Here is a 16676-nt window from a genome sequence, read left to right on the forward strand (position 1 = left end):
CAGCCGAATGCTCTACCACAATGCCCGCCAAGGCGATCGAACTCCGCGCGGGCCTGCTGACCCGGACGCACGCGGCGACGGCGCCGCGGGGGAGGGCACAGTGATGCTTCGGGCCGTCCTGGTCGGGCGGGACCAGGAAATGGCGACGATCCGCGCCGCCATCGACCGGCTGACCGCCGGCGGGCCAGCCGCCTCGGCGCCCAAAGCCCGGACGGGAAACGGGTCGGCTGCTGTCATCCGCCGGCCGCGAGCCGGCTGGCTGGAGATCAGCGGCGAGGCCGGGATCGGCAAAAGCCGCCTGATCGACGAGCTCACCTCGCTGGCGGACCAACGCGGCCATCTGGTGCTGCGAGGCCACGGCAGTGAGTTGGAACGCGACATCCCGTTCAACGCCATCGTCGACGCGCTGGACGACTACCTCGGCGCCGTCGACCCGGACCGGCTGCGCACGCTCGGCGCCGACCGGCTCGACGAGTTGGCATCGGTCTTCCCCGCGCTACGTCGGCTCGGCCGGGCCAGGACTGACACTTCCGAGCTGGACCGCTGGCAGGCCTACCGCGCCGTACGGCGGCTGCTCGAGCTACTCGCGGCCGAGCGGCCGCTCGTGCTGGCGCTTGACGACCTGCACTGGGCTGACACGGCATCGGCCGAGCTCGTCGCGTACCTGTTGCGCCGCCCGCCGGCGGCGGCGGTGCTGCTCGTGCTCTCCTACCGGCCGCGACAGGCGCCGGCCACGCTGCTCGCCGCGTTCGCGGGGGCGGCCGGTGTCCTGCCCGAGCCGGGTACCGCCGACACCGTCGCCCCCGCGGCCGCCACTGGGGCGACCGGTGCCGACGGTACGCAGATCCGCCTCGACGCGCTCTCCCGGGCCGACGCCGACCTGCTGCTGGGCCCGATCCGTGATCAAGTCGCCAAGGCCCGCTGGTACCGCCAGAGTGGTGGGAACCCGTTCTACCTGGAGCAGCTCGCCCGTTCCCGCTCGTTCCCGCCGCCGATCATCGCGATGGACCGCCCGGCCGCCGCCGTCCCCACGGGAGCGGAGGACGACGATCTCGACGATCTCGACGACGAGGTGCCGCCCGCGGTCGCGGCCGCCGTAGGGGCGGAGATCGCCGCGCTGCCCGTCGCGATCCGCCTGTTCGCCCAGGGCGCCGCCGTCGCCGGGGACACGTTCGACCCCGAGCTGGCCGCGGCCGCCGCTGGCCTGCCCCCGTCACAGACCGAAGGCGCCGCGGGTACGCCGACGCCCGCGGCCCAGCCCACCGGCTCCTCAGCTGACTTCTCCGCCAACACCAACGTCGACTCCAACGTCGACCTCAACGGCATCTCGTCGTTGGACGCCGTCGACGTCCTGATCAAGGCCGACGTCATCCGGCCGACGGAGCTGCCCCGCCGGTTCGCCTTCCGGCACCCCATCGTGCGTCACGCGGTGTACGTCTCGGCCGGCCCGGGCTGGCGGCTGGGCGCGCACGCACGCGCCGCCGCGGCGCTCGCCGCGCGCGGGGCGCCCGCCACCGCCAGGGCGCACCACGTCGAGCGGGCCGCGCTGCCCGGTGACGAGGAGGCGGTGACGCTGCTCGCCGCCGCGGCCGACGCGAGCCGGCTGCGCGCCCCGGCCGCCGCCGCCCGCTGGTACGACGCGGCCCTGCGGCTGTTACCCGCCGCGGTCGGAGAGATCGACCCGCGGCGCATCGCCCTGCTCGCCCGGCTGGCGAGCGCGCTGGACTCGAGCTACCAGCCGGAGCGAGCCCGCGACGTGCTCGACGAGATCCTCGGCCTGATCCCCTCGTCGCTCCCGGAGGAGCGCGCCCACGTGATCGCGCTGCGCTCGGCCGTCGACCACATGCTCGGCCGGCACGGCGAGGCCAGGGCCCTGGTGCTCGACGCGCTGGCGACGGCGGACCCCGCCACCCGCGAGGGCTGCCTGCTGCGCCTTCAACTGGTGATCGACCACTTCTACACCGGCGAGTACGACGGGATGCGCCGCTGGCAGCGGGAGGCCCATCCACTGGCCGAGCGGCTCGGCGACCCGGCCCTGCTCGCCGTCTCCACCGGGCTGCTGGCGGGCGCCGAATACATGGCCAGCGGCGTCGCCTCGGCCGACGCCGGCGCGACGGAGGCCGCCCGCCGCTACGACCTGCTGGCCGACGACGAGGTGCTGCCCCACCTGGCGATGCTCGCCTGGCTCGGCTGGACAGAGCTTTACCTGGAACGGTTCACCGACGCCGCCCGTCACCTCGACCGCGCGGACTCGCTCGCGCGGCGGCGGGGCCGCGGCGCCACCCTGGCCATGGCGGCGGTCGGCCGGGCGACGCTGGCCGGCTGGCGCGGCCAGGTGCCGGAGGCTGCGCGTCTCGCCGACGAGGCAGTCGAGTCGTGCCTGCTCGCGCCGCACCTGCCGTTCCTGTCCTGGGCGCTGGCGGTGCGCTGCTGGACGGCGACGCTGGCCGGCGACCTGACCGAGGCGCTGCGGCTCGGCGCGCACGCCGTCCGGGTCGCGCACCCCGAGACCGACGCCGTCTCGGTGCTCGCCGGCTCGCACTACGCGGAGGCGCTGGTCGAGGCCGGCCAGCCGGACCGGGCGATCGACGAGCTGTTCGCCGCCACCGGCGGCCCGGACCTGCCCCGCGTCGAGGAGGCCTACCGCCCCTACTGGTATGAGCTGCTCACCCGGGCGGAGCTCGCGAGGCGCGACCTGGACCGCGCGGGCCAGCGCCGGCCCGTGCTCGGCGCGCCGAGCCCGCCGGAGCCGGAGCCGGGGCCGAGACCGGGGCGCCCGCCCTCGAGGGCGGGTGTGGCCGGCCTGACGGCGGACAACGGCGTCGACGGGGTGGCCGCGGCGGAGCGCTGGGCCCGGCGGGCGGAGCGCGCGGCGGCGCACGCGGGCGGCGGCCTGCCCGGGCGCACGGCCTCCGCGTTGCGCGCGCGGGCCGCCGTGGAGCTCGCGCGCGGCGACGCGGCCGCGGCGACGAAGGCCGCGCTCGCCTCCGCCGCCGCGGCCGAGCGGGCCGGTCTGCCGATCGAGTCCGGGCGGTCGCTGACGCTCGCGGGACGGGCGCTGACCGCCGTCGGCGACACCGCGGCGGCGATCGGCGAGCTGCGGCGGGCCGAGTCCCGGCTACGGGCGGCCGGCGCTCGGCGACCCGGCGACGAGGCGGCCCGCCTCCTGCGCCAGCTCGGCGAGAAGGTTGCTCGTGGCGGGCGCCCCGGGGGCTCCTGGCGTCCCGCCTTCCGCCAGGTGGGCGGGCCCGGCGCCGGCGACGGGCTGACGGCTGGCACCAGCGGCACCAGCGGCACCAGCGCGGGCACGCTGGCCGCGGTCGGCGTCACGTCCGCCGGTGCCGCTCAGGCAGGCGCCGGTAACGACGGGACGGGCACGGCGGCCGCGCGGCTGTCGGCGCGCGAGCGGCAGATCGCCGAGCTGGTGGCCGCCGGCCAGACGAACAAGCAGATCGCCGCCGAGTTGTTCGTCAGCGAGAAGACGGTCGAAAGCCACGTGACGAAGGTGCTGGCCAAGCTCGGCGTGCCTTCCCGGGCCGCCGTGGGCGCCATCCTGCGCTTCTGACGCCTCCCCTAGGCTGATCCCCGACCACCAGGCGCCGCCCCGTCGCGGTGACCACGACGCGTCCGAGCCGCCTCGCCGCCGGGACTCGCGACCGGCCATGACAGATCCGCGTCACCTGCTTGACGGCCAGGACCCGGGTGGCGCGATGATCCGACGGCGGGGTTCCGGCCGACGCGTGGGATGCGCTTAGGCGCATTGGGAACCAGGGTTTCTCCCGATGTTCTGGTCGGGAGTAGTAGATCAGGCTGAGCCTGGTGGTGGGGGCGTCGGGCGTGGCCACGCGCGCCGGGCGTCCCCACCAATCGGGGAGCCGGAAACGGGGGCGTGAGCATGGACACGCGACGCCGTTCCGGCCTGGAACGGAGGCCACATGTCGATGCCTGAGCCCGCCGCGGGACCGGCCGCACCAGCGCGGCGCGGGTTCGCGACCGGCGGCACGGGCCTCGCCGGCGCGCTGCTCGTCGGTGCCGTGATCGCAGTAGTTCTCGGGGTCTACGGCCGGGAACACGAACCGGCGCGGCGCCCCCTCTACACGCTCGGTTTCTCCTCGCCACTGCCCATGAAGGCGTGGCTCACGACGGTGGTCCTGGCGCTCGTCGTCGTGCAGCTGCTCACCGCCCTGTGGATGTGGGGACGGCTACCGGGCGTCGGCTCGGCCGGGCCCGGGGTCGCGATCGTCCACCGGTGGAGCGGGACGGCGGCCTTCGTCGCCACCCTCCCGGTCGCGTTCCACTGCCTGTGGGCGCTCGGCTTCCAGACCGCGGAGCCCAGGGTCGTCGCGCACAGCATCGCCGGCTGCGCGTTCTACGGCGCCTACGCGGCGAAGATGCTCGGGCTTCGAGTGAAGAGCCTGCCCGGCTGGGCGCTGCCGGTGCTCGGCGGCCTGGTTCTGACGGCGCTCGTCGTGCTCTGGCTGACCGCGTCGCTGTGGTTCTTCACCCGCTCCGGCATTCCTCATGTCTGATCACCGGATCGGGCTCCTGGTGCGCGCGAGGCCTCGCCAGCGCGGCGGCCAGGTGCCCGGCGATCCGCTGGCACGGGCCGCCGCGGGAGGCTCCCCCGCCCGGACTGCGCCAGGTATGACCGCACCAGCCGTAACGAAGAAGGGCTGAGATGACGCAGGACGTCTCCGCGCCGGCCCAGCCAGCGGCGCTCACCCGGCGGGCCATCCCGGCGGTGGTCGTCATCGCCGGCGCCGCCGCCGGCTTCGCCGTCGCCAAGGGCCACGACGAGAGCGGGACCGGCCCCGGCGCGAACGCGGCCGGCGGCGCCCCGCCGGCCGGTGGGGGTGGCGCCGGCGCCGCGGGTGGCGGCGGCACCCAGCTCGCCACCCTCGACCAGGTGCCGGCCGGCGGCGGCCTGATACTGGACAGCGCCGGCATCGTGCTGACCCGGGACGCCGCGGGCAACGTGCACGGCTTCTCGACGGTCTGCACCCATCAGGGCTGCTCGGTCTCCGACGTCACGGACGGCACGATCAACTGCCCGTGCCACGGCAGCAAGTTCGACGTCTCCACCGGCGCCCCGGTCGCCGGCCCCGCCGGCAGCCCGCTGCCCCCGGTCAACGTCACCGTCCGCGACAACGCCGTCTTCGCCTCCTGATCCCTCGCCGGCCTCGGCGCGGCGCGGCGCGCCGGACCGGGCCGAGACCCAGGCCGAAGGCCACGCGACGATGGCGAAGCCTCGCGTGGCCGGAGGCCATCAGATACGACCCAGGCCGAAGGCCACGCGACGATGGCGAAGCCTCGCGTGGCCGGAGGCCATCAGATATGACCAGCCAGCGACCTGCCCGCCGTCCGGCTCCGCCACCCGCGAGGCCGGACGAACCCAGCACGAGAGGGGATCAGCGTGCCACCCGTCGCGCTGCGCGTCAGCACCCCGGCCGACGAGCTCACGCTGCCCGGTGACCGCCCAGCGGTCGTCGGCCGGTCAAGCGACGCGGACGTCGTCATCAACCATCCGAAGGTCTCGCGCCGGCACGTCGCGCTCGAGCCGACGCCAGAGGGCTGGGTGGCCCGGGACCTGAGCACCAACGGGATCTGGTACGACGGCCAGCGCGTCGGCTCCGTGCAGGTCAGCGGCGACGTGACGCGTCTGCGCCTCGGCGGCGCGGATGGCCCGGAGCTGGCGCTCACCGCCCTGGTACCGGCCGCCGCACCCCCGGCCGCGCCAGCCGAGCCCGACCTCGACGAGCTCGAGACCAGGCTCGCGCCCGGCGGCGCGCAGGGGCCGGCCCAGCGGACCGGCCGCGGGCCCGCCCCAGCAGCCACGCCCGGCTGGCCCGCCGGAGCACAGCCCCCAGCCGGCGTGCCGGCACAGCGGCCCGCACCCGCGCCCGCTCCGAGCCCGCGGCGCAAGCCGCCCCGCTGGCTGAGCACCGTGCCCACGCTGATCTGGCTGTTCTCCGCGGCCTTCGCCATCGGCGCCCTCGTCGCACTATCCTGACCATCCTCGCGACAGCGTCGCGCCCCACGACGGATGTCCCAGCGATGGCGACATCGCGCAGGGCGTCGCTGTCCAAGGACCGGAAGGGCGCAATGCGCAGGCACGACCCGCGGGTCCTGGGTGCCGGCCCCGCCACCGGGGTGGCGCCGAGGACCCGCGCGGACCGGTGGCGACTGCCGCGGCCCACGAGCAGAGAATGCGACCGCGTGACGCGGCTCTCACCACTGGGTGTGACGCGGCTGACTTAAGCCGGACATTCCCATGGCTGTTCCGCGGCTACGGGCGGTCACGTTCGGTGGTGAGCGGAACGATTCTCACCAGTTCTTTAATCGCAGCGGCCGGGGCGTACCGCCTGTTAGCCCATCTGCCAGTTTACCGTCTGACCTGTCGGGTGGTATCGCCGTTTAGGAAGGGTCGATATGAAGCAGGACGCCGCACCCCAGGCCGAACCGACCAAAACCTTGGTGAGGCCGGCCAGTCTCACCCGGCGAGCGACGGTCCCGCTGATCGCCGTCGCCGTCGGCGCCTCCGGATACCTGGTGGCCGCCTGTTCCAGCTCCTCCGACGACGCCTCCGACTCGCCGGCCACCGGCTCCGCGACCTCCAGCTCCGCGGGGACCCCGTCGGCCGCGGCCACCGACACGGGCACGGCCGGCGGCGCGACCACCGGCTCCGGCGGCACCCAGCTCGCCACCCTCGACCAGGTGCCGGCCGGCGGCGGGCTGATCCTGCAGGACAGCAAGATCGTAATCACTCGTGGCACCGGCACCGACGTGCACGCCTTCTCCGCCGTCTGCACCCACCAGGGCTGCGTCGTCGCCAAGGTCGCCGACGGCACGATCAACTGCCCCTGTCACGGCAGCAAGTTCGACGCATCCACCGGCGCCCCCGTCGCCGGCCCCGCCCCCAGCCCGCTCGCTCCCGTCGCCGTCACCGTCCGCGACAACGCCGTCTTCAAGGCCTAAGGCGGTCCCGTGACCGAGGCGCTCCGCGCCTCGGTCATCGGGCGCCGTCCAGGGCGGCCCGGTCTGGCTCGAACGGTTCGGCTCTCGCGTGACTCGGCCAGAGGAAACACCGTGGCCGTTGAGCGGGGGCGGCACTGACAACCCCACCGATCATGGATCTGACCATGATCCGGTGGGGTTGTCGGTGTCCTGGCTCCGAACAGAACCGCACCCCCAGGCCACACCGATCCATCCATGGGTTCTGGCGCGCAGGAAGCCGGATCCGCCGACGCTGGGGCCACGGGCCGGACCGGCCGGGAGGACCAGCGGAGGAAGACGGCGGCCAGCCCGGCTACCGACCGTAGTAGTCCGGGCACACATCATCTGCGCCAGGCCAGCCACCGCCGACGGCGATACTTTCGCGTAACGCATCGCGGGATTCAGGTGCGCGAAACCTGTTCGTCACTTTTCGGCGCTCCCGAAATATATGACCACGACCCGTGGCGCCGCGGCCACGGCTCCCGGGGCCTCTCACACGCTCGCCGCGATGTGTGACACAGGTCACACTCCCCGCGCGCTTTCAAGCCCCTTGAGAACTTCGCCGCTGACGTGCGAACATTTCGGTCAACCCCCCGCCCACAGGTGCCCGCGCCGTCGCGTCGCACCTAGGTCCGGTCTGGGCCAATTCAGTTTTTCGCGCGCCGACAGGCGCGTGCTTCGTGCTGTCTTCACCACGGGCGGATGCTGACGGGTCGCATGAACAAGGTTGAGACTGTCGTCATTAACTGGAAACGTCCAGGCAATGTTGAACGGGTCGTGAACGCGCTCCGCGCGCAGTCCACCCCGTGCACCATCACGGTTTGTGACACCCATCTGGAAGATGACTACGCGCTACCGATGTCGGTGCTGGACAACGCCGACAGGGTCTACCGATGGGGGCACAACACCGGCCCGTACTCGCGGTTCGTGCCGCTGGCCGCCTACGACCACGAATACACGTTCTTCATCGACGACGACATGCTGCCGGGGTCCCGCTGCGTAGAGCACTTCGTCTCTACCGCCGAGACGCTGCCCGGCTTCGGCTCGATCGGCCAGATGGGCAGGATCGTCCCGCCGGACGGCGTCTACAAGGCGCGCAACGTCGCGCGGCTCCCCAGGCCGCGCGAGATCGACATCCTGGTCCGCGGCTTCTTCGTCCGCACCCGCAACCTGCACCATGTGGCCCAGCTGCGCTGGCTGATGAACTACACCGAGGAGCAGGTCCCCGAGGACGACATGCTGCTCTGCGTCGCGATGCGGCTGTGCGCCGGCCTGCGCAACTACCTGACGCCGGCCAGCCCCGACCCCGAGACGCTCATGAACCGGACAGAGCTGCCCGACCCGCACGCCCTGCACCGCAGGCCCGACCACATCAGGCGCCGCATCGACTTCATGCTCGCCGCCAGGGCGATCGGCTGGCTCCCCGCGATCCCGGCGCCCGCGGTCCCCAGACAGCTGACCGGCACCGAGAGGACAGGCGCCAACGGCACGAACAGCACCTCCGCTGCCGGCCAGAACGGCCAGAACGATGGGAACGGAAATCACGGCGCCACCCCGACCACCCGCCTGCCGTCCACCGTCCCGCGCAACGGCCACGCGAACGGGAACGAGAAGACGCTGACGGGCTCGAACGGCAACGGCCGTGCCCTGCCCCTGACGGCCGAGTTCGCGCTTCCGAACGGCAATGGCCATCCGAACGGCAATGGCCATCCGAACGGCGACGGCCATCCGAACGGCAACGGGAAGGCGGCCCAGAACGGCCGTGGCAAGGCCTCGGTGAACCGCGGCGTGCTCTATCTGGCACTCGGCGAGAACTACACCCAGCTCGCGACCGACAGCGCCCGCACGCTGCGCCTGCACGGCTATGACGGCCCGGTACGCGTCGTCACGGACGCACCCAGTCACGATCTGGTCGACCTGGAATGCGAGACGCTCGTCGTCGGCAGCCTTCCCGGCGGGTTCGCGTCCCGCTTCCACAAGACCCAGCTGTACCGCTGGTCGTTCCAGCGCACGCTCTTCCTCGACGCGGACACGATCGTCATCTCGCCGATCGAGGAGATCTGGGAGATGCTGCGCGGCCACGACATGGCGATGGCCCCGGACATGCACTCGTACGTCGCGGACGTGATCGCGCACAGCGTCAACGACCCCGCCCGGCGGGCGCCGGAGTACCAGCTGATGTCCGACCTCGGACTGGTCGACCGCCGTTACTACAACAGTGGCGTCATGCTCTTCGACCAGAACGGTCGCACGGGGAAGATGTTCAACCAGTGGCACCAGGAGTGGAACCGCTTCGGCGGCGAGGATCAGCTCGCCCTCGTCCGCGCGATCGCCACCACCGGGACGCGGGTGTCCCCCCTCGACTCCGCCTGGAACCGCAGGCCGAAGGCGTTCTCATCGGTTAATGAGGCGCGCTCCGCCGGCGTTCGCATCCTGCACTTCCTGTCCCGCCAGCGTTCCCTACTGAACGACGCCTACCTGGGCGTCGTCGCGGAGTACCTCGGCTAACGGAGTACCTCGGCTAACGGAGTACCTCGGCTAACCCGGGCGCGCGACCCCAGACCACGACAAGATCAATGTAGCGGGCCGGTGGGGAGCTCCCGCTCATCGGCCGACGCACTGAACGGGCAGTTCCCGGGATTCGTCGCGACGGGAGTTCCGTCCAGCGCGCAGTGCCGAAAATGCGGCTGGGCACGGCTCGGGGACACCAGCCGCGTGCCGGTGGCTGGCACCCGGGCCGCCGGCCCGACCGCCTGCACCGGCACCGGCACCGGGGCAGGGACGGCCGCGCGCCGCGGGTTGCGGACACCGGCGGCCGCGATCAGACCACCGACCGCGCACACGGCGGCGGCGAGCCAGATCGCGGTGCGGAAGCCATGGCTGAAGGCGTCCGCGTCCAGGTAGGCGGCACCGCTGAGCCCCGCCGCGGCGGGCAGCACCGCGACGGCGAGCAGCTGGGCGGTGCGGGCGACGTCGTTGTTCACCGCGGAGGCGACGCCGGCGTGCTCGGCGGGCGCCGCGCCGAGCGCGGTCGACGTCAACGGCGCGACCGTCGACGCCAGGCCCAGGCCGAGCACGCTGACGGCTGGCAGCACGTCGCGCAGGTAACCGCCGCCGTCCCCGGCGCGCGTGAGCAGAGCGAGCCCGACGGCGGCGAGCAGCGGCCCGGCGGTCATCTGCAGCCGGGGACCGATCCGGTCGGCGAGCGCGCCGGAGCGGGCCGACAGCGCCAGCATGATGATCGTTACAGGCAGCAGCGCGGTGCCCGCCTCAATCGGTGAGTAACCGGCGGACTGCTGCAGCTCGATCGGCAGCAGGAACAACGCGCCGCCGAGCGCCGCGTACACCGCGAAGGTCACCAGGTTCGCCGCCGTGAACTGCCGGGAGGCGAAGAGGCTCGGCGGGAGCATCGGGGCGCGTTCCCGCCGCTCGACGACGACGAACCCGGCCAGCAACGCCGCGCCGGCCACGAGCAGCCCGATCACAGTGGGCGACGTCCAGCCTCGGCCCGGCCCTTCGATCAGCCCGTAGGACAGCCCGACCAGGCCGAGCGTCACCAGTGCCGCGCCGGGCAGGTCGATCCGCCTTGGCGCTGCCGGGTCGGTCGACTCCGGCACGTGTCGCGCCGCGACCACCATCACCGCCACGGCCAGCGGCAGGTTGATGAAGAAGATCAGCCGCCAGGACACGGCGCTGACCAGCCAGCCACCAAGGAACGGCCCGACAGCGGTCGTTACCCCCGAGAGGCCCGACCAGGCGCCGATCGCTCGCGAGCGGTCCCCCTCGGCGAAGGACGCCTGCAGGATCGCGAGGCTGCCCGGCGTCAGCAGTGCCCCGCCGACCCCTTGTAGCGCCCGCGCACCGACCAGTACGGAGGAGTTCGGCGCGAGCCCGCACAGCAGCGACGCGAGCGCGAACCAGCCGACGCCCAGCAGGAACACCCGTCGCCGGCCGTACCGGTCACCGAGCGAACCACCGACCAGCAGCAGGCCGGCCAGGGTGAGCGTGTACGCGGTGACGACCCACTGCAGCGTGGCAAGGCCCGTTCCGAAGTCGCGCCCGATGGATGGCAGCGCCACCCCGACCGCGGTCGCGTCGATCGAGGCCAGGCCCGAGCCGAGCACGGTCGCGAGCAGCACCCATCGCCCGCGCGCGGACGCCACCACCAGATCGCCCGCCCGCCAGGCCTCGGCCGGCGGACCCTCTGGGACCGGCCCGCCGGCCGGGTCCGGACCGCCGTGCCGGGTAGGTCGCCGCGGCGGTGGTCCGGTCGGCATAGCAGAACCCTACGTCCGCCGACCGGCCCGGTCGCCTGGATCGGACCATGAGGTCGCCGATGGTGCCTCCTGGTCGTCTTCCTGGCCCCGGAGGGCGCGGACCGTCCAGCTGATGCGGGTGTCGGCCACATCGCGGCGTTCTTCCAGCACTCGCAGCAGAACCAGGAGGAAGAGAGTGCCCAGCGCCAGCAGCAGCGCCAGCATGAGTGTCACCAGATAGAAGTCCGTCACGGCCGGTACCTCCGGGTTCCTGCATTCGTTTTCAGGCGCTGCCGCCGCGGCTGGCATCTGACTGGCGCCAACCGCTGTGGCGGGTTGTGGATTAGTGCTTGTCGCCGCTGCGCGGTCCATAGGAACGGACGGACACCGGTGCGTTGCACACCTCGGCGACGAGATCCGGCCACTCGTCCGGTCCCGGCGACGTCTCGTCGAGGACCGGCCGGGCCCGCAACAGCTGGCGGGTGAGCGCGGCCGACCGGTCCAGGTCGCCGGCCGGCCCCGGGATCAGCCGGTCGATCCGCCGCGCCGCCGCGCCCGGGCACGACATGCCCGCCGCGTCCCGGGTGTCCGCGCCCGCCGAGCTGTCAACAAGGTCCATGTCGTCAGGCTGATGGATCGGCATTGCCCCGATATCGGCACAGTCGGAGAAGCGGCCACTCCCGGGTGTCGTGTCCGCGACGTCGTAGGCCCCGCACACCCGCAGCGGGTGGCGGGCGGGGGCGTCGACGTGGGTGAGCGCGACCGCGTCGACCCCGCCGGCGACCTCGACGGCGTACCGGTGGGCGACCGCGTCGAAGTGCCCGGCCCGGAGCGCCCCCTGCCAGCGGCCCACGCCGTTGTACCGGTCCGGCAGCGCCGCGGTCAGTGCCGCGTCCTCGCTCACCAGCGGGCCGGCGCCGTGCCGGGTGGTGAAGGTCCGCAGCACCCCGAGGCGCGTGACGTCGCCATCGTCCACCCCGGCGTCACGCAGCAGCTTCTCCGCGTTCGCGAACGTCGTCGTCGACCAGGTCGTGAACGGGTGAAAGCCGTGCCACTCGTCGAGCAACACGCCCTGCGCCCCCTCGAAGACGACCGGGTCGGCACGCAGCAACTCGGCTACGTGCCGGTCGTCGACGAGCCGCACCGTCCGCGCGAACTCGCCGAACACCTCGACGCAGTCCTCGACCGGCGGCGCCGGCAGCGGCCCGAGCTCCGACTCCAGCAGCGCCCGCAGCTCGCCGAGCAGCCGGCGCAGCCGGGCAGGGTGCACGCAGTCGCGCACCCGCGGCGCGTCGTCGGGGTAGGCGAGGGCGTAGGCGGCCGTCTCCCCGATCCCCATCCCGCACGACCCGTGCCGCCCGGAGCCGCGGGCAAGCTCCCTGGCCCGGTTCGCGGCCGCATGGTACGGCGTGGTGAGCAGCGCGTCCCCATGAACGGTGAGCGCCGCGAACGGGCTGGGTACGCCGATCGCCGCGAGATGCTCCGCCTCCGCCGCCAGCGCCAACGGGTCGACGAGCATGTATCGCGACAGGTGGGTCGGCACGCCGGCGAGCGTGCCCGCGCCGAACTGCGCGAAGGTGTGATGACGGCCGTCGTCGGTGACGACGTTGTGCGCCGCCTGCGCGCCGCCGTTGAACCGGACCACGGCCCCGACGGGCCGGCCGGCCGCCGCGGCGACCCGGCAGAGGTGGTCGACGACCGTCCCCTTGCCGGCGTCGCCGAAGCCGAGATCGACAACGATCGTAAAGTCGGGCCGCATCTCGGCTCCTTCCTTCCTGCATCGACCCTGAATCGGCGAAAACTTGTCAGAGGCGGGCGATGCCACCGTCGGGGTTGGCCGGGGGCCGGGCGCCGGCGGGGCGGATACGGGCCAGGGCCTTGCCGATCGGGGCGACGGCGGCGTCCGCGCCGAGGTCCCGCAGGTCGTCGAGGCCCTCGTCGAGGTCGATCGAGTCCTCGAGGATGCCGATCGTGAGCGCGATCGTCTCGCAGGCCAGGCCCAGGTCGTCCAGCTCGATCACCCGCTCGCCGAGCAGCGCCCGCCAGGTGTCGAGCACCGCGCTCTCCCCCGCGTGCGCGGCGCCGGCCGGGATGATGAAGAAGACGTGGTACATCCGCTGGAGCTCGGCGAGGATCTCCGTGGTGGGGATGCGCTCGCCCAGCCGGTCGCCGATCACGTCGCGGACCTGGCCGGCGTCGACCGCCTTGTACGGGTTCTCGTCGCCGATGATGAACAGGTAGCCCTTCCGGCCGCGCTTCTCGAGGCAGTCGATCGCGGTGTGACGCGCCATGAAGTACATGGCGAGCTCGTACGACTCCTTGACCTGGCCGCCGCCGCCACCCTCCAGGATGATGTTGCCGAGGTGCGCGTCCATCCGGTTGTCCGACTCGAACTGGCCGACCTGCAGCGGCACCCGGTCGCAGGTGGCGTCACCGATGGCGCCGAACATGATCTGCGGGTGCTCGACGTAGCCCTTGCGCAGCAGCAGGCCGAACAGCGCCGGCAGCTTGCTCTGCAGCTCGCGCGGCACCGAGCCCATCGAACCGGTGACGTCGAACAGCACCGAGATGGCGACCGAGGTCGGGTGCTCGTCCGAGTCGCGGCTCTCCCGCATCCCCACACCGCGCGGGTCGAGGTCCGCGTGGACCTTCATCGCCCGGCCGGCGTGGCGCATCCGGTCGCTGTAGTCGAAGGCGCTCTTGCCACTGCTGCGCCGGAAGCTCGCGGCCGCGTCGTAGACGTTGGTCGACCAGCTACCGCTACCCATGATGATCCTCCAGAAGGTAGAGAAAGGGATGGTGATGTTGATGGGGCCGATCCCGGGCCCGTGGGGGCCGGCGGGGCCGCGGGCGCGCGGTCAGCGCGTGGGGCGCGGCATCGTGAACGGGCGGAACCGGCGGGGGCCGTACAGCCGGCCAAGCAGGTCGTCGAGCTCGCCGAGCAGCTGCCACGCGTCGTCCGGCCGCATGGACGGGGCCGGCAGCAGGCAGCCGCCGAGGAACCGGCGGATCGGCGCGGGCACGCCGGCGCCGAGCCGGGCCGGGTCCGGGCTGCCCAGGAGGTAGGACACGCAGCGGGTGGCGAGGGCGAGGTCGGTGGCCGCGCCCGGCGGCTCGCGGCGCGCCACCTCCGGCGGGTACCAGTCGGCGTACGCCGCCACCAGCGCCGGGATCCGCCGGCTCGGGTCGTCGTCGCCACGACCCGGCCTCCGGGTCCCCCGGGCACCGACGGGACCGGTGCCGCGGTGCGGGCCGACGACCGCGCCCTCGGCCGGGTCCGGGATCGCGCTGTAGCACCAGTCGACGAGGACCAGGCCGTGCTGCTCAGGGTGGATCAGGACGTGGTCGGGCAGCACCGCCCCGTGCGCGACCCCGGCCCGGTGCGCGTAACCGATCGCGACGAGCAGCCGGCGCCACATCCAGACGGCATCGCGTGGGTCCACCCCGCCCGGGTAGGCGGCGCGCACCTGGGCCAGCGTCACGAAACCGTCGAGCCGGCCCAGCACGTTCGCCCGGCGGCCCGCGCCACCCTCCACCGGATCGGCGAACCTGCCGTTGTCGACCAGCCGCGGCACGTAGGGAGCGAACTTCGGGTCGCCCAGCCGGGCGACCCGCCGCAGCGCCGCCGCCTCGCGGGCGACCAGGTCGTCGTCGGCCGCCGAGCGGGCGATCTTCACGACGTATGGCGGGTCGTCGCCGTCGGCGGGCCCACCGAGCCCGCCGCCGACCGGGGCGGTCCGGGCCACCCGGTACAGGGTGGCGATGTCGCCGTCCGCGTACCGCTCGCCGACGGTGTACGCGAACCGGGCACCGCCCGCGTCGGCCGAGTCGCCCCTCGCCGCGGGCGCGCGCGGCGGGGCCCGGGGGGCGGGCGCGCGGCCCCCGGGGCTTCGCCGTTGTCGCGCGGCCGCGGCCGAAGACGACCGTGCCGGCCCGGTCGCGCCGCCGGATGCCCGGCGCGGCGCCCGCGGCCAGCTGGTAGGCCTCCCACAGCTCGGTGAGCCGGGCGAAGGCCCTGGCCGCGTCGACGCGCCGGGCCGCGGGAGCGACGTCCGGATGCGTCAGCCGGGCCATTGCCCGGTAGGCGCGGCGGGCCGCACGCAGCGCCGCCTCCGGCGAACGGCCAGCGGCCGGCTCGGCGGGGCCGAACAGCGCGCGCTCACCGAGGCCCTGCCGCAGCACCAGGTCGATCACCTCGTCGAACGAGGCGGGCTGCCGCGGGCCGTCCCCGCCAGCGCCGCCGCGGTCCGCTCCCGTCGCCGGGAAAGTGGTCGAGTCGGTGTGGGTCATCGTGGTTCCTCCTGCCCGGGACGCAGCAGCGCGGGGTGCAGCAGCCGGGCCGTGCCGGAGCGGTAGAGCCGGGCGCGCCGGCCGCCGCGGGCGCCGCCACGCGCGGTGGTGGCGCCGGTGTCCTCGACGAACCCAGGAGCGGAGAGCACCTTGCGATGGAAGTTGGGCGCGTGCAGCGGCTGCCCCCACACCGCCTCGTAGACCTCTCGCAGCTCGGTGATGGTGAACTCGGTCGCGACGAACGCGGTGGCCAGCGGCGTGTACTCGAGCTTGGAGCCGGCCCGTTCGAGCGCGTCGTCGAGGATCCGCGCGTGGTCGAATGCCATGTGGTCGCGATCGACGCCCACGACCGGAACCCAGGCAGCCGTCTCGGCGTCGCCACCGGCGGTCGGATCCGGTAGGTCGGGGGCAAAAGCGAGGTACGCGACCGAGATGACCCGCATCCTGGGATCCCGGCCGGGTGTTCCGTAGGTGCCGAGCTGTTCCAGGTACACCCTGGCGAGGCGGCGGTCGACCGCCCGCCGATCGGTGGACGCCGCGAGCCCGGTCTCCTCGGCGAGCTCGCGGACCGCGGCCTCCGGCAGGTCCTCGTCACGCCGCGCGCCGTCCGGCCCGGTCGCCGGGCGGACGAACCCACCCGGCAGGGCCCAACGTCCCACGAACGGCCGCTGGCCGCGCCGGACCAGCAGCACGTGCAGGGTTGGCACCGACTCGACGACTCGGATGGTCAGCGCGACGACGTCGACCGTGACGGCGATCGGCTCGTAACGTCGCGGGTCGTAGGCGGACAGGAACGCCGCCTCCGCCGCGTCGTCGTCCGTGCCGAGGACGACCGCCTGCCGCTCCGGCCCAGTGCCCGCCATGGTTCTCCCAAAGATCGAACGAGGAGTTCTACTCAAGTCGAGTAACTCTCAGGTCGAGTAGTTCTCAAGTCGAGAATTTCTGAAGTTGAGAAGAACATAGCTCACAGATCCCCACCCGCCAAGGGGTTTTGTCCTGGACCCGACACGTCCAGGGAGTCGGTGCAGACGGCAGAGCAGGGGGCAGAGCAGGGGGCAGAGCAGGGGGCAGAGCAGGGGGCAGAGCAGGGGGCAGAGCAGGGGGCAGAGCAGGGGGCAGAGCAGGGGGCAGAGCAGG

General features: G+C 73.5%; 12 protein-coding genes. 6 read left to right on the top strand and 6 right to left on the bottom strand.

The window, feature by feature from the left end:
• Positions 1-103: 103 nt before the first annotated feature.
• From QOZ89_RS09415 to QOZ89_RS47235, 6 genes are all read left to right on the top strand, one after another.
• The gene (locus QOZ89_RS09415) at positions 104-3565 is read left to right on the top strand and encodes an AAA family ATPase (protein WP_312623562.1); all 3462 of its coding nucleotides are present in this window, start codon (positions 104-106) and stop codon (positions 3563-3565) included.
• Between the two features lie 370 nt (positions 3566-3935).
• Positions 3936-4529, top strand: a complete 594-nt coding sequence (locus tag QOZ89_RS09420) for a DUF6529 family protein (protein ID WP_071048653.1) — start codon at positions 3936-3938, stop codon at positions 4527-4529.
• Positions 4530-4678: 149 nt separating this feature from the next.
• Positions 4679-5167, top strand: a complete 489-nt coding sequence (locus QOZ89_RS09425; protein WP_071048652.1) for a Rieske (2Fe-2S) protein — start codon at positions 4679-4681, stop codon at positions 5165-5167.
• Between the two features lie 246 nt (positions 5168-5413).
• Complete coding sequence (locus QOZ89_RS09430; protein ID WP_071048651.1) at positions 5414-6010, top strand: FHA domain-containing protein; 597 nt, start codon at positions 5414-5416, stop codon at positions 6008-6010.
• A gap of 419 nt (positions 6011-6429) precedes the next feature.
• The gene (locus tag QOZ89_RS09435) at positions 6430-6975 is read left to right on the top strand and encodes a Rieske (2Fe-2S) protein (RefSeq protein ID WP_071048650.1); all 546 of its coding nucleotides are present in this window, start codon (positions 6430-6432) and stop codon (positions 6973-6975) included.
• A gap of 1410 nt (positions 6976-8385) precedes the next feature.
• Complete coding sequence (locus QOZ89_RS47235) at positions 8386-9501, top strand: glycosyltransferase (protein ID WP_397428710.1); 1116 nt, start codon at positions 8386-8388, stop codon at positions 9499-9501.
• A gap of 65 nt (positions 9502-9566) precedes the next feature.
• Here the strand turns inward: QOZ89_RS47235 and QOZ89_RS09445 are convergent, their stop codons facing one another.
• The 6 genes from QOZ89_RS09445 to QOZ89_RS09470 all read right to left on the bottom strand — a co-directional run bounded on the left by QOZ89_RS09445 (position 9567) and on the right by QOZ89_RS09470 (position 16402).
• Positions 9567-11270, bottom strand: coding sequence for a DHA2 family efflux MFS transporter permease subunit (locus tag QOZ89_RS09445; RefSeq protein WP_083418566.1), 1704 nt, complete (start codon positions 11268-11270; stop codon positions 9567-9569).
• Positions 11271-11279: 9 nt separating this feature from the next.
• A complete protein-coding gene (locus QOZ89_RS09450) occupies positions 11280-11501 on the bottom strand; it encodes a hypothetical protein (protein ID WP_312623558.1) in 222 nt (73 codons plus the stop codon).
• A 91-nt stretch (positions 11502-11592) separates the two neighbouring features.
• Positions 11593-13008 (bottom strand): adenylosuccinate synthetase, encoded by a 1416-nt coding sequence (locus QOZ89_RS09455; RefSeq protein WP_312623559.1) that lies wholly within the window; start codon positions 13006-13008, stop codon positions 11593-11595.
• 46 nt (positions 13009-13054) lie between these two features.
• On the bottom strand, positions 13055-14017 hold the full coding sequence (locus QOZ89_RS09460; RefSeq protein ID WP_071048647.1) for a hypothetical protein: 963 nt from the start codon (positions 14015-14017) through the stop codon (positions 13055-13057).
• A 90-nt stretch (positions 14018-14107) separates the two neighbouring features.
• Positions 14108-14995, bottom strand: coding sequence for a hypothetical protein (locus QOZ89_RS09465; RefSeq protein ID WP_312623560.1), 888 nt, complete (start codon positions 14993-14995; stop codon positions 14108-14110).
• A 540-nt stretch (positions 14996-15535) separates the two neighbouring features.
• Entirely contained in the window at positions 15536-16402 is an 867-nt protein-coding gene (locus QOZ89_RS09470; protein WP_312623561.1) for an NUDIX hydrolase, read from the bottom strand.
• Positions 16403-16676: the final 274 nt, after the last annotated feature.

Origin of the sequence: Pseudofrankia coriaricola (genome assembly GCF_032027725.1) — a bacterium.
GTDB lineage: Bacteria > Actinomycetota > Actinomycetes > Frankiales > Frankiaceae > Pseudofrankia.

Coding starts and splice junctions, on each gene's coding strand:
- QOZ89_RS09420 (WP_071048653.1), top strand. CDS start 3,936: ATGTCGATGCCTGAGCCCGCCGCGGGACCGGCCGCACCAGCGCGGCGC.
- QOZ89_RS09425 (WP_071048652.1), top strand. CDS start 4,679: ATGACGCAGGACGTCTCCGCGCCGGCCCAGCCAGCGGCGCTCACCCGG.
- QOZ89_RS09445 (WP_083418566.1), bottom strand. CDS start 11,270: ATGCCGACCGGACCACCGCCGCGGCGACCTACCCGGCACGGCGGTCCG.
- QOZ89_RS47235 (WP_397428710.1), top strand. CDS start 8,386: ATGCTCGCCGCCAGGGCGATCGGCTGGCTCCCCGCGATCCCGGCGCCC.
- QOZ89_RS09470 (WP_312623561.1), bottom strand. CDS start 16,402: ATGGCGGGCACTGGGCCGGAGCGGCAGGCGGTCGTCCTCGGCACGGAC.
- QOZ89_RS09455 (WP_312623559.1), bottom strand. CDS start 13,008: ATGCGGCCCGACTTTACGATCGTTGTCGATCTCGGCTTCGGCGACGCC.
- QOZ89_RS09460 (WP_071048647.1), bottom strand. CDS start 14,017: ATGGGTAGCGGTAGCTGGTCGACCAACGTCTACGACGCGGCCGCGAGC.
- QOZ89_RS09435 (WP_071048650.1), top strand. CDS start 6,430: ATGAAGCAGGACGCCGCACCCCAGGCCGAACCGACCAAAACCTTGGTG.
- QOZ89_RS09415 (WP_312623562.1), top strand. CDS start 104: ATGCTTCGGGCCGTCCTGGTCGGGCGGGACCAGGAAATGGCGACGATC.